At 38.8% G+C, this 13,255-nt stretch carries 11 protein-coding genes; 5 read left to right on the top strand and 6 right to left on the bottom strand.

Annotated elements, in window-relative coordinates; genetic code table 11:
- Nucleotide 1 precedes the first annotated feature (1 nt).
- On the bottom strand, nt 2–586 hold the full coding sequence (locus D017_RS04330) for a MarC family protein (RefSeq protein WP_035334853.1): 585 nt from the start codon (nt 584–586) through the stop codon (nt 2–4).
- Nucleotides 587–852: 266 nt separating this feature from the next.
- Between D017_RS04330 and katG the strand changes: the two genes are divergently transcribed.
- Nucleotides 853–3,069, top strand: coding sequence for a catalase/peroxidase HPI (katG, locus tag D017_RS04325; protein WP_051583798.1), 2,217 nt, complete (start codon nt 853–855; stop codon nt 3,067–3,069).
- A gap of 143 nt (nt 3,070–3,212) precedes the next feature.
- Here katG and D017_RS04320 read toward each other — a convergent pair whose 3' ends face one another.
- Complete coding sequence (locus D017_RS04320; RefSeq protein WP_035334852.1) at nt 3,213–4,712, bottom strand: M20/M25/M40 family metallo-hydrolase; 1,500 nt, start codon at nt 4,710–4,712, stop codon at nt 3,213–3,215.
- A gap of 209 nt (nt 4,713–4,921) precedes the next feature.
- On the opposite strand from D017_RS04320, the gene D017_RS04315 reads away from it, so the two are divergent.
- The 3 genes from D017_RS04315 (at nt 4,922) to D017_RS04305 (ending at nt 8,626) form a co-directional block, all read left to right on the top strand.
- The gene (locus tag D017_RS04315) at nt 4,922–6,718 is read left to right on the top strand and encodes a long-chain fatty acid--CoA ligase (protein WP_035334850.1); all 1,797 of its coding nucleotides are present in this window, start codon (nt 4,922–4,924) and stop codon (nt 6,716–6,718) included.
- Between the two features lie 107 nt (nt 6,719–6,825).
- The gene (locus D017_RS04310) at nt 6,826–7,392 is read left to right on the top strand and encodes a DUF3109 family protein (RefSeq protein WP_035334848.1); all 567 of its coding nucleotides are present in this window, start codon (nt 6,826–6,828) and stop codon (nt 7,390–7,392) included.
- 91 nt (nt 7,393–7,483) lie between these two features.
- Nucleotides 7,484–8,626 carry a methionine aminotransferase gene (locus D017_RS04305; protein WP_035334847.1) on the top strand — a complete coding sequence of 381 codons (1,143 nt, stop codon included), beginning with the start codon at nt 7,484–7,486 and terminating at the stop codon, nt 8,624–8,626.
- Here the strand turns inward: D017_RS04305 and D017_RS04300 are convergent.
- On the bottom strand, nt 8,623–9,135 hold the full coding sequence (locus D017_RS04300; RefSeq protein ID WP_035334846.1) for a DUF1440 domain-containing protein: 513 nt from the start codon (nt 9,133–9,135) through the stop codon (nt 8,623–8,625). The genes D017_RS04305 and D017_RS04300 overlap by 4 nt on opposite strands.
- 236 nt (nt 9,136–9,371) lie before the next feature.
- Here D017_RS04300 and D017_RS04295 point away from each other — a divergent pair, with 236 nt between their 5' ends.
- Entirely contained in the window at nt 9,372–9,842 is a 471-nt protein-coding gene (locus D017_RS04295; protein WP_035334845.1) for an ankyrin repeat domain-containing protein, read from the top strand.
- A 77-nt stretch (nt 9,843–9,919) separates the two neighbouring features.
- Here D017_RS04295 and D017_RS04290 read toward each other — a convergent pair whose 3' ends face one another.
- The 3 genes from D017_RS04290 to D017_RS04280 are packed head-to-tail and all read right to left on the bottom strand — an operon-like array spanning nt 9,920 to nt 13,192.
- Entirely contained in the window at nt 9,920–10,582 is a 663-nt protein-coding gene (locus D017_RS04290; protein ID WP_035334843.1) for an HAD family hydrolase, read from the bottom strand.
- Nucleotides 10,583–11,281, bottom strand: a complete 699-nt coding sequence (locus D017_RS04285) for a 3'-5' exonuclease (protein ID WP_035334841.1) — start codon at nt 11,279–11,281, stop codon at nt 10,583–10,585.
- A complete protein-coding gene (locus D017_RS04280; protein WP_035334839.1) occupies nt 11,282–13,192 on the bottom strand; it encodes a DUF294 nucleotidyltransferase-like domain-containing protein in 1,911 nt (636 codons plus the stop codon).
- Nucleotides 13,193–13,255 lie beyond the last annotated feature (63 nt).

Raw genomic sequence — 13,255 nt, 5'->3', positions numbered from 1 at the left:
ATTACTTAAAGAGTTCTTGAATGTTTGCAGTAAATAGCTTTACAGCAATTGCTAACAAAATTACACCAAAAACTTTATGTATAACAGCAATACCGTTCTTTCCTAAGAAGCGTTCTATATGCTTAGATGTTTTTAAGACTACGTATACTAGTGCTATGTTAAGTATAACAGCTATTATAATGTTGCTTAGATCATATTCTGCACGTAATGCAAGAAGCGAAGTAAGAGTACCTGGTCCTGCTACCAATGGAAAAGCGAGCGGAAACACAGATACGGTCTTTGCACTAATACCATCATCATCTTTAAAAATACTAACACCTAGAATCATCTCTAAGGCAATAAAGAATAGAATAAAAGAACCTGCTACTGCAAATTCATATACGTTAACACCTATGACGCCTAGTATGCTCTCCCCTACAAATACAAATAGAATCATTACAATAAGTGCTACTAAGGCGGCCTTTTCACTCTGTATATGTCCTGCTTTTTTTCGTAGTTTTAATATTATAGGAATACTCCCTATAATATCAATTACAGCAAATAGCACCATCGCGGCAGTAAGTATTTCTTTAAGATCTATATTCATTGCATATTCATTTTAAAATGCGCCCAAAGGTAACTTTATTTAAAAGATACTTAACGCATCATTAAGGAGAATTATAAAAACAATTCTTAACTTAATGCACTCTTAATAAGTTGGTAACATTTTTTTCAAAACACATTGTAATGTTCATAATAAAATATCGTCATAGTTTTTGGCTATTAAAGTTTAATTTATTCTAATGACAAACTATAGTTAGCCGGTATTTTAATAAATATTTTTACCACATCAACCTAGTAAAACATCGCATTATGAGTAGTAAACACACAAACGTATGGGACATAAATGATCCCAGTGCAGTAGCAAAATGTCCATTTCTTGGTAATCCAGATCAGTTAGTAGCTGGTAAGGGAACCTCAAACAGAGATTGGTGGCCTAATGAGTTAAAATTAAATATCCTGCGTCAGAACGGTACAAGTAGCGACCCTATGGATAAAGATTTTGATTATGCCGCAGCTTTTAATAGTCTTGATTTCCCTACGCTAAAGCAAGAGGTTATAGATTTAATGACAGATTCACAAGACTGGTGGCCGGCAGATTATGGTCACTACGGACCATTTATGATACGTATGGCTTGGCACAGTGCTGGTACTTATAGAATAGGTGATGGCCGTGGTGGTTCTAGCTCTGGATCACAACGTTTTGCACCACTTAACAGTTGGCCAGATAACGGAAACTTAGATAAGGCACGTTTACTTTTATGGCCTATTAAAAAGAAATATGGTAAAAATCTCTCTTGGGCAGATTTATTTATCCTTGCAGGTAATGCAGCTTTAGAATCTATGGGGTTCCCCACTTTTGGTTTTTCAGGAGGGAGAGAAGATGTATGGGAACCAGAACAAGATATTAACTGGGGTTATGAAGATGAGTGGTTAGGAGAAAAAGAGCGTCACGAGGGAGATAGAGAGCTTAAAGGATTTTTAGGAGCTACTCATATGGGACTTATTTATGTGAATCCAGAAGGACCTAGTGGTAAGCCAGACCCTATAGGAAGTGCTTTTGATATAAGAGAGACCTTTGGCCGTATGGCAATGAATGATGAAGAAACAGTTGCACTCGTTGCTGGAGGGCATACCTTTGGTAAAGCACACGGAGCTGCAGATCCAGATAAATACTTAGGAGCAGAGCCGCACGGAGCAACTCTGGAAGAGATGAGTACTGGGTGGAAAAACACATATAAGAGCGGGGTGCTAGATGATACAATCACCTCTGGTCTTGAAGGAGCCTGGACACCTAATCCTACACGTTGGGATGCAGAGTATTTTGACGTACTACTTAATTTAGACTGGGAGCTTACCACAAGTCCAGCAGGGGCACACCAGTGGAAGCCATCTAATCCAGATGCACCGCAAGCACCAGCTGCAGGAGGAAATGGTACTCAAGGAATAATGATGTCTACAGCAGATATGGCTCTTAAAATGGATCCAGAATATCGTAAGATTTCAGAGAAGTTCCATAAAGATCATAAAGCATTTGAAGATGCATTTGCAAGAGCTTGGTATAAATTGACACACCGTGATATGGGACCATTGTCACGTTACTTAGGTCCAGAATTACCTAAAGAGGAGTTATTATGGCAAGATCCTATACCAGAAGCAAACGGATACACACTGTCAGATAGCCAAGTAGCAACACTTAAAACAGCTATTGATGCAACAGATTTATCTGCTTCAGATATGGTAAGTGTAGCTTGGGCATCTGCTTCTACGTTTAGAAATAGTGATAAGCGAGGTGGAGCAAATGGTGCCCGTATACGTCTTGCACCACAAAATAACTGGGAAGTAAATAACCCAGAACAATTGAGAAGAGTGCTTAATGCTCTTAAAGATGTACAAGATAATGTAGCATTTGATGTATCTATGGCAGACCTTATCGTGCTTGCAGGTGGAGTAGGCGTTGAGCGTGCCGCTCACAACGCTGGTCATAAAATAACGGTGCCTTTCACCCCGGGACGTACTGATGCAAGCCAAGAGCAAACAGACATTGACTCTTTCGGTTACCTAGAGCCCAGAGCAGATGGTTTTAGAAACTATCAGAAAGGTGGTATGGAAACAGCTGCAGAGGAGCTTCTTATAGATAGAGCAAATCTTATGGGACTTTCTATACCAGAGATGACTGCCTTAGTAGGAGGTATGCGTGTGATAGGTTGTAACTATGACGGGTCTAAAGTAGGAGTGTTTACAGATAAAGTAGGAGCCCTTACTAATGATTTCTTTGAGAACCTATTAGACTTCACCTATACTTGGAAAGCACTATCATCAGACGATACATTATTTTCTGGAACAGACAGACGTACAGGAGATATGAAGTTTACAGGCTCAAGAGTAGATCTTATTTTTGGATCAAACACAGAGCTAAGAGCAATTGCCGAAGTATATGGAGCAAATGATGGTGAAGAACGATTTGTAAACACTTTTGTAAGTGCATTTGCAAAAGTGATGAACGCAGATCGTTTTGATATTAAGTAAATAAATAACGCTTTCGCGAAAGCGTAAGTACACAATAAAAACGTCCAACTTGTTATAAGTTGGACGTTTTGCTTTTTATGCAACGCTCCTCACTAGTGCGTGTTAGTTCGCTTTCGCGAAAGCGTAACAGCATAAAAATCTCCTTAAAAAGCTGTCTCAAGTAAGGCTAGACATACCTTGATGCCTTGTTTAATATTTCCTATGCGTATATTCTCATTAGGATTATGCTGATTGTTATCCATATTAACCAGCGGAAGTATGACTGTAGGAACATCTAGCGCCTTAATCACAGGGACAATAGGCACAGTGCCACCCATCATTCTAATTGTAATTGGGTCTTTGCCAAAAGATTGTGATAGTGCTCCTCTTATTTTTTTGCCAAAAGCATCATCTGGATTTGTTCTAAACGCGTTTACGGAGGTCTTCCCTGTAAATGTTGCTATTTTAGGGTAGGTAAGCCTTTCCTCATCAGTGGGAGTTCGATTTAATAAATGATAACCTTGTTTTGTGATATGATTTTTAATCTTTGCTAGTTGTGCATCGCCATCTGTCTCTGGAACGAGGCGTATATCTAGATGTGCAATGGCATATTCTGGAACTACAGTTTTTAAACCTTCGCCAGTCCAAGAGGTGCCTATCTGTCTAATGTTAAGAGAAGGAAATTGTAGTGCTTCTTGGTATGAACTTCCTACTTTTTCGGCGGTGTGAACACCAAGTTTTTTATTAAACTTTGTTTGCTCAAAAGGTACAGAAGAGAGTACTTGAGCCGTTTCTGGAGTAATGGTAATTCCGTCATAATAATTTTCAATAAGTACTTTACCATCATCATCTTTCATGCTTGTAAGTAAGTTTGCAAGTCTAAAGACAGGGTTAGGCGCATAGTTACCATAATGACCGCTATGTTGAGGTAGGCGGGCACCGTAAGTAGTGATTGCTGCAGTAGCAATCCCTCTACATCCAAAGGTGAGCGTAGGTTGATTAGAATCATGAGCAGGACCATCCATTACCACAAAATAATCTGCGGCATATCTACTTTTGTATTTGTCTAGGGTAGAAAGTAAAGCTGTCGAGCTGTACTCCTCCTCTGGGTCAAAAATTACCTTGATATTAAAAGCAGGCTCTTTTTGTTGTTCTTGCAAAAGTTGTAGCGCAGTAATAAACATCATAATAGGTGCCTTATCATCTGCAGCGGCACGGCCATAAATGCGCCAGTCATCATCAATTTTACTATCTAGTTGATCCCAAGAAATCGCTTTGTATTTACCAGAGCTACTTTCCTCCTTGAGTACAGGTTTAAAAGGATCTTCTTGATCCCAGGCTGCGGGGTTTACTGCCTGTCCATCTATGTGGACATAGAAGAGCACCGTTTTATAATTGGGGTTATACTCTTTTTCTACAAGAAGAATGGGAAGTGTACTAGTTTCTAGTAAGCTAGTTTCAAAATCTAATCCTTTGTAGCGCTTTTCTACAAAAGCTATATTTTCTAGCATTAAAGCTGGGTTTGAAGGCAAGTTAGGAATGCTCACAAAGGCTTTATGTTCAATAAGAGTTTTCTTGAGATGTTGATCTATGAGCACATCTGTAGGAGTTTGAGCAGTACCTATAAAAGAGGTAAATAAAAGACAGAGAGACCAGAGTTTCATAGAAGAAAATTTTAAGAATTATTGCTGTTTAAGCACAACCGTATGGTAGATAAATATAAGGTTTTCTACTAGGATGCTTCATTTCTATTAACAGAGGTTAATAAAAGGTCGTTATTACGCCCTAGTACGGTTAATAAAAGAAGAAACGGGCTATTAATGTTTAATTTTGGAAAACCTCAATGATTAAATATCGTAATTAATTACAGTTTATGGATTACAAACACCTAGTAGTAAATGTCAAGGAAAATGCGCTACGCTTTGAAAACAAGAATGCGCTCTATGTTAAGAATGAGACACTAAATACTTGGGAAGGCATAAGCTGGAAAAATATGTATCACCGTGTTGAAAATCTTGCCAAAGGTTTATTGCAGTTTGGTGTTGAAACACAGCATAACGTAGCCATCTTTGCCGAAAATATGCCAAACTGGATTATTGCAGATCTTGCGATAATGAGCATAAGAGCAGTAACAGTACCTATCTATGCAACGAGTTCTACTAAGGAAGTAGAGTATGTGATAAATGATGCTGAGGTAAGTTTACTTTTTGTGGGAAATCAGCATGAATACGATCAGGCTTATGGGCTTCTAGAAAGCTCTTCATACTTAAAGCTTATAGTGGCTCTTACAGATACCATCAAACTTAAGTCTTCTGTTTCTTCTATGTATTTAGAAGATTTTGTTGCCGCTAGTCCTACTCAAGAAATTGAGAACATCTATTTAAAAAGACAGCAAGACCTTGATGTAAAAGATCTAGCAAGTATTATCTATACTTCAGGAACCACAGGAGAACCTAAGGGTGTGATGATAGGTCATACTAATATAGGAGCTTCTCTAGCAGCACATAAATATGAACTTGATATATCTGATCAAGATGTGTCGTTAAGTTTTTTACCACTCAGTCATATCTTTGAACGTAGTTGGGTGTTTTTCTGTTTACATATGGGGATTGAAGTGTATTTTAATCAAGACCCAAAGAAAATTGCAGAAGTACTCAAAGAAGTGCGACCAACGGTAATGTGTACAGTGCCTCGTATTTTTGAAAAAATCTATGCAGCGATACAAGCTAAAACAAAAGAGGCTTCGCCTACAAAGCAGAAACTTGCAAGCTGGGCACTAAGTGTAGGTGATAATTACTATAATCAGCACAAAAGGCTTGAGAAAAAAGTGCCATTATCATTACAACTCAAATATAAAATTGCAAATAAGCTTGTGTTAAGCAAGCTGCGTGCACTCTTTGGAGGGCGTATTAAATTTATGCCCTGTGGTGGAGCGCCCCTTGCTGCAGAAATGGTTGCGTTTTTTCATTCCTTTGGTCTTGACGTAAAATGTGGATACGGACTTACAGAAACTACTGCAACAGTTTCTTTATTTGGATACACAAATTTTGAATTTAACTCTGCTGGAAAAAGCATCGAAGGTACTCAGATTAAGATAGGAGATAATGATGAAATCCTCGTAAAAGGCCCTGGTGTGATGCAAGGATATTATAAAAAGCCAGAAGCTACGGCTCAGGTTATTAAGGATGGGTGGTTTTGTACAGGAGATGCAGGAAGATTAGATCAAGGCGGAAATCTATTTATCACAGATAGAATTAAGGATTTGATGAAAACCTCTGGGGGTAAGTATATTGCACCTCAAAAGTTAGAAACAGCGCTCGTAAGTGATGCTCTCATTGAGCAACTTGCAGTAATAGGAGATCAGCAGAAATATGTGACGGCACTTGCCGTTCCTAATTTTGAGAACTTAAAAAAGTATGCCCTCGAGCACAATATCTCTTTTGATACTATGGAAGAGCTCATTGAGAATAAGGAGGTTGTAACACTTTTTGAGAAACGTTTTGACGAGCTTCAGCAGGAATTTTCAGCGTTTGAGAAGATAAAGAAGTTTACACTGCTTCCTCGTGAGTTCAGCATAGAAGCAGGAGAAATAACGCCTACACTAAAAATTAAACGCAAAGTAGTTCAAAAAAAATACAAAGCACTTATTGATAAAATGTATGCAGCCTAGGTAGTTTGAAGTGGTACGCTTTCGCGAAAGCGTAAAAATCATAACCATAAATAATCTCGCTACTCACACATTTTTACTTGATACTTTCCCAGTATCTTTGCGCAACTATGTTCCAACTCAAAAAAACCATCGTTTCTGAAGACATTATCGAAAAAGATTTTGTCTGTAATCTTAATGCTTGTAAAGGGGAGTGCTGCATCGCAGGTGAAGCCGGCGCACCACTTGAAGAAGAAGAGGTTACCATCATGGCAGATATTTATGATAAGGTAAAACCTTTTTTGCGTCCAGAAGGAATTGCGGCAATTGAGGAGCAGGGAACCAGTATCGTGCGTGACGGTGAACTTGAGACACCGCTAGTAAATGGAGCTGAGTGTGCTTACGTTACTTTTAATGATAAAGGATGGGCAAGCTGTGGTATTGAGGATGCTTACAATGCAGGTGAAGTGTCGTGGCGCAAACCTATTTCTTGCCATTTGTACCCTATTCGTGTGCAAAAATATAGCTCATTTTCGGCAGTAAATTATCATCGCTGGCCTATCTGTAGCGATGCTTGTTCTCTAGGGAAAGAACTATCTGTGCCTGTTTATAAATTTACTAAGGATGCGTTGATACGTAAGTTTGGTGAAGAGTGGTATACAGAACTAGAGAAGACCGCTCAAGAAATGGGTAAATAATGTAGTGCTTTGTGCGGACATGAAAGTCCTATGCAACAAAGTTTGTATGTTATCTTAAGAGATGCCTTATCTTTAATCACAAAGACGATACATGCATTTTCATTCAAAACTTCCTGACGTTAGTACTACCATTTTTACGGTGATGAGTAAGATGGCACATGAACATCAAGCCATTAATCTCGCGCAAGGATTTCCAGGCTTTGATAGTGATCCAAAACTGCAACAGCTTGTTACAAAGGCAATGAGTGATGGGTACAATCAGTACGCTCCTATGCAAGGTATTTACAGCTTGCGTGAAGAAATTACTCAAAAACTCAACACCCTATATGGAAGTGATTATCATCCAGAAGCTGAGGTTACAGTAACTGCTGGAGCAACCCAAGCTATTTACACAATCGTATCTGCATTTATACGTCCAGATGATGAGGTGATTATATTGAAACCTGCTTATGACTGCTATGAGCCTGCGGTGACTGTAAATGGTGGTAAAGTAGTCCCTATTCAACTTAAAGCGCCAGATTATAAAGTGAATTGGAACGCGGTAGAAGATGCGATAACGTCTAAGACTAAAATGCTATTTATTAATACCCCGCACAATCCTACGGGAACTATTCTTCATAAAGAAGATATGCTGGAGCTAGAGCGTATTCTTGAAGGTACAGATATCATATTACTAAGTGATGAGGTGTATGAGCATATAGTCTTTGATGGCAAGCGTCATGAGAGTGTGGCTCGTTACCCAGCATTAAGAGAACGCAGTTTTATTACGGCATCCTTTGGGAAGACTTTTCATAATACAGGGTGGAAAATGGGATATACAGTTGCTCCAAAAGAGTTGATGGAAGAGTTTCAAAAAGTACATCAATTTAATGTGTTTTCAGTGCATCATCCTTCTCAAAAAGCCTTTGCCCAGTACCTCAAGGACCCTAGTCATTATTTAGAATTGAACGATTTTTATCAGCAGAAAAGAGATTTGTTTCTAAACCTGATTCAAGGCTCACGTTTTACAGCAAAGCCTGCCGCAGGTACCTACTTTCAAATGCTGGATTATTCTGCAATTACTAGTGAGAGTGACACCGCTTTCGCGAAAGCGTTAACCACAACCCATAAACTAGCGTCTATACCAACGTCGGTATTTAATGTGAATCAAGAAGATTATAAAATGCTGAGATTTTGTGTCGCCAAAGATGACGAGACACTCAAAAAAGCTGCCGAAATTTTAACAAGCATCTAGTCGTCTAGTTTACGTGCCACCCAACCTCGTATGAGTTCTGCAGTTACTCCAAAGGCAACATGAGCTAGAAATTCGTTTGCTTGTAATTTTACAGGGATATCTTTAGGCTCATCCTCTAGGCCCATTAATGGAAGCGAGGTTTCATGCGTTGCGAGATATGCTGTCGTACCAAAGAGCGCTCCCTCTACAAGGTTAGTCTCTGGTCTATCACGTTTTGCATAGCCTAAACTAGCTCCTAATGTTACTCCAATGGGAATATTCACTAATTGCTCTGCGAGATCTCGATTTGATGTGCTTACCGGTTCGCCAGTAAGTTTCTCAGAGATATTATCTACGAGCTTAAGTTGTGCACTGTCGGTGTTGGGCTGTCTTACGGGTAATACGCGTTCTATGGCACTTTTAACAATGGTGCCTGCTAGACCTCCTAATACTCCAGAAATCACTCCCCGTGTAGCAGTAGATGCTAGATTATCTTTTTCAAGCCAATTAGAAAGCGCGGTATTACTCATAGTTAGTTTATTATTATAACTCTAAAGTACTTTTTAAGACGTACTACAGGTCTTAAGATAATTATAATTAACAATTAATTAAATCACTTTGGCAGGAGTAATTAACTACTGTAATGATAGAATCAAGAATTATACTAAGAGACGTTAATTTAAATGGCGTATATCATTTTTGTTTTTATCTTTATGTTTTCGGAGTAATCACAATAAGCAACTCCGTGTAGCACAGAATGTAAGTTATGAATGACAAATTATTTGACGCAATACGCAACGGAGATCTAGAGATGGTGCAAGCAATTATTACTGCTCATCCAGAACTTGTAAATATTAAAGATCAACGTGGTTCTACACCTTTATTACTTGCCACTTACTATGGAAATCAAGATATAAGTGAGGCTATCTTAAAGCATAAGCCAGACCTGAATGCTAAGGATAGCTCTGGAAATACAGCGCTTATGGGGGTGTGTTTTAAAGGATATCCAGTAATTGCAAAACTACTTATAGAAAGCGGAGCAGATGTAAATGCCGTAAATCTAAATCAGGCTACAGCTCTTATTTATGCTGCCACTTTTGCGCAGTCAGAAATTGCACAAATGCTTATTGAAAATGGTGCCGACTTATCTCATAAAGATGAAAAAGGTAACACTGCTTTTGATCACGCAAAAATGCAAGGAGCTTCTAACTTGATGGAAATCTTAGAAGAGAAATAAACCTGTTAAGTGAGTTCGCTTTCGCGAAAATGTGACCCATCAAAAATAGGTTGTTGCTTGACCGGCATGTGCCTCTTTTATTTGAGTGAGTTTAAGTCAAAACTTTTATAATCTTCTACCCAATTTTTACAGCCGTTATCGAGCATTGCTTTACGGTTTTTTGTCCCTATGCCTAAGAATGAGATATCGAGCTCTTGAGCCGCTTTTAAATCCCAAAGTCCGTCACCTACAGCAATAATATTGTCAAAAGATGTTCTATTGTAATATGCTTTAGACTTCTGTATAGCTTCTTTTACAAATCCCACTCGAGAAATGTTATGTAACGAAGTTGCAAGTACCTCTGGAATAAAAGGGACTTGAGAACCCTCCATTTTTATAGCAGTAGCTTTCGGAAAAGCACCTGTTCCATAAGCAAATGGAATCTGCATTTTTTTCAATTTTAATAATAACGAGCGCGCACCTGGGATTTCACTCACAGGACTACATTTAGATAATTCTTCACCTAGTAAGTGGTCTAGCTCATATCTTAAGTTGGCTGGAGCTTTCTTATTAAAAGTACGCTCGTAATTATACTCTAGCGCATACAGATCTGTATGGTGTAGATAATTGTCGTAATCGGTATCAATATCTTGAAGTCCTATGTCTGCTAGAACTTTGGTGATAACAGGGAGATAGGTAGGAATACTATCTGTGAGTGTTCCATCTATATCAAAAACGAAAAGTGTGTCTTTTGTAATCATCTAGTTTTTTCTGAATAATTGTTTTACTGTAAGAGTTCCATCGCTGTTTAACCTCTTTACAATTTTTATAAAAGCAATGGCTGTAATAAGCGCATCTCCCGCAGAGGTGTGCCTATCGTGCAGAGGAATTTTAAGCGCTTCGGCAAGTTCATCTAGCGTATATCTTTTTTCTTGTAAAGGTCTGTTTATAGGGTGCACAAGTCTTTTGTACAATGTTTCTGTATCTAGTACTCTATTTTTTAATTTTCCCAGCTGAGCGCGTTTTAGTGCTGCATTAATTACTGCAACGTCAAAACCTATGTGGTGCCCTATAAGAATGTCTGTACCTATAAATTCAAGACATCTTTCTATTGCTTCTTGTTCATTTACTTGCTCATAGCTTCCATTGCGCAAGATGCCGTGTATTTTTGCACTTTCAGGCTTGTATATATCTTGCTTGAGATATAACTCTAGGCTCTGTGCTATAGAAATCTCATTGTTGATAACGGTTACCGCTCCTATAGATAGAATACGATCCTCTTTATAGTGTAAACCCGTTGTTTCGGTGTCAAATACTACAAAACGAGTGGTGTGAAGCTTTTTTCCATCTAGGGTACTACCTAAAAAACCTGCTTTGCTCTTCTCTAGGGCAAAAGCAGCGAGATATTGTGTCCAAAATTTTGGAAAATCTTTTTGAGGTGATGTGGTAAATAATCCCATCTAGCTCAAATTTTGAGTTTGAAAACGTACACGTAGCACTTCTTGTAAATCGCGTAGTGGTTTAAAGCATCGTTTTAGTTTTAGGCGTTCCTCTTTTGATAAATCCGCTAGTTTAATGAAGCGGCCGCTATCATCATTGCGTAGCCCTTGCCTGACTCTAAATTTAAGAAGCGCTTTAAATGCGTAAGCGCAACTCTCAAAGAGTTCTTTGTTCTGAGGTTCGAGTTCTGCAAGTTTTTCAAAACGTTCTGAGGTGTGATTTATGTTACGTAAATTATGGTAAAGTGAAAGCACTCTGGCGCCGCTTATTAAGGGAGCCATAGCACGATTTTTTATGTCAAATTCATCTTTATGCGCACCATCTGACTCCACTAGAAAGTTTCGAAAGAAACTCACCGGCGGCGGATTCTTAAGGGCATCCTTTGCCATAAATCTAAAAAACACAGAAGAGGTTGATAGTTGGTCATAGATAGAAGTAGTGAGTTGCGCAACTAGTTCCTGGGTCCCATATACGAGTCTGTAGTCAAAAAATATGCCTGACATCAACATGCTTTCTGGAGACGGATCTTTAATCCATGTAGAAAACTGTACTTTCCACTCAGAAAGTGATAAGCAGTACAGCGGATTACTTCCCATCATATCTGCTGGGCAGTAATCATAACCTATTTTATGCAGGCGTTTGTTCATCCTATTTGCAAGATGTAGAAAGTAATTTTTAGTCGCTTCATTGTTTTCTGGAGACACATCCTCATAAATAAGAGCGTTATCTTGGTCTGTATATAGTAATTGCTCCTCTCGTCCTTGACTACCTAATGCAAGCCAGGTAAATGGTACTGGAGGATTATGTGCCATCTTGCTTAATGAGAGCTCCATGGTACGTTGCATGAGAGCGTCTCTAAGCTCAGAAAAAATATTAAGAATATGTGATATAGGTAAGTTTTGATCTAGATAGCGCTCAAGAAGAAGGGTTGCTTTTTCCCAAGTAAAACGCAGCATTTTAGTCTTTTTTGCTCTTTTTATTTCTTTAACGAGTTCGGCGGGGCTGTTACCGTAAGCGACCACGATGTCATGCTTGCTTAGCACGCCTACTACTTTCGTGCTAGCTGTACCATCTTCGGTAATTATGAGGTGGCTTATTCCATTCTTAAGCAGTATAAGTTGCGCCTGAGCTACGGTTATTTTTGGAACGGCGCAGACGACCTGAGTAATCATTGCATCACCTACTACGTGATCACTAGAGATGATATTATTTGCAATAGCATTACGCAATTCTCGATTTGTGAGAACACCTACTGGTATTGAATCTGTCGTAATAACTAAACATCCTATGCGATGTTGTTGCATTAATCTTGCTGCTTCTTGTATGGAAGTTTCTGGAGAGCAAGTGATGATGGAGGTGCTATATCGTGCTTGTTCTAGGCCCAATAAATGGGCACTTCGTTCCGGCTCATAGGTATTCAGTAATGAGCCGCTTTGCTGTAAGGTATAAGGATCTTTAATGTTTGATGCAAAACTAGCGATGAGGTAGTTTGAAATGGCTTTGTTCGCTTTCGCGAAAGCGGAAAATTCCTCCATGGGTAACGTATAGAGTATTGTCTCTTCCTTTGCCGTAGCAGTCGTTCTGTAAGAGTCTGTCGAGGTAACTTTGAGGCCAAAAAGATCGCCTTCATCACAAATGTCTACCACCTTAATTACATCCTTGGAGGGTCTCGTAAGCTTTATAGCCCCTTGCTGAACGATATAGAAACGATCACTGTAGGCTTGATCACGTTTAAAAATAACCTCCTCCTTATCTATGTAAAGTACAGAAGCCTGGCTGCAAATATCTAGCAAATCACTCTCTGCCATAAATTGAAATGGCGGAAACTGTTTTAAAAAATCATAGATTCTTTGAGCAATTGTGTTTTGCATAGCGGGTACGTATTCATTGTAAAGATAGTACAGATGGAAAGTTCTACCATAAATGTATCTTTA

Origin of the sequence: Dokdonia sp. PRO95, from assembly GCF_000355805.1 — a bacterium.
Taxonomy (GTDB): Bacteria; Bacteroidota; Bacteroidia; order Flavobacteriales; family Flavobacteriaceae; genus Dokdonia.
Note: the sequence above shows the minus strand (reverse complement) of the source record. Positions and strands in the feature narration are given on the sequence as shown.

Coding starts and splice junctions, on each gene's coding strand:
- D017_RS04285 (WP_035334841.1), bottom strand. CDS start 11,281: ATGGGATTATTTACCACATCACCTCAAAAAGATTTTCCAAAATTTTGG.
- D017_RS04290 (WP_035334843.1), bottom strand. CDS start 10,582: ATGATTACAAAAGACACACTTTTCGTTTTTGATATAGATGGAACACTC.
- D017_RS04315 (WP_035334850.1), top strand. CDS start 4,922: ATGGATTACAAACACCTAGTAGTAAATGTCAAGGAAAATGCGCTACGC.
- D017_RS04305 (WP_035334847.1), top strand. CDS start 7,484: ATGCATTTTCATTCAAAACTTCCTGACGTTAGTACTACCATTTTTACG.
- D017_RS04295 (WP_035334845.1), top strand. CDS start 9,372: ATGAATGACAAATTATTTGACGCAATACGCAACGGAGATCTAGAGATG.
- D017_RS04280 (WP_035334839.1), bottom strand. CDS start 13,192: ATGCAAAACACAATTGCTCAAAGAATCTATGATTTTTTAAAACAGTTT.
- D017_RS04300 (WP_035334846.1), bottom strand. CDS start 9,135: ATGAGTAATACCGCGCTTTCTAATTGGCTTGAAAAAGATAATCTAGCA.
- D017_RS04320 (WP_035334852.1), bottom strand. CDS start 4,712: ATGAAACTCTGGTCTCTCTGTCTTTTATTTACCTCTTTTATAGGTACT.
- D017_RS04330 (WP_035334853.1), bottom strand. CDS start 586: ATGAATATAGATCTTAAAGAAATACTTACTGCCGCGATGGTGCTATTT.
- katG (WP_051583798.1), top strand. CDS start 853: ATGAGTAGTAAACACACAAACGTATGGGACATAAATGATCCCAGTGCA.
- D017_RS04310 (WP_035334848.1), top strand. CDS start 6,826: ATGTTCCAACTCAAAAAAACCATCGTTTCTGAAGACATTATCGAAAAA.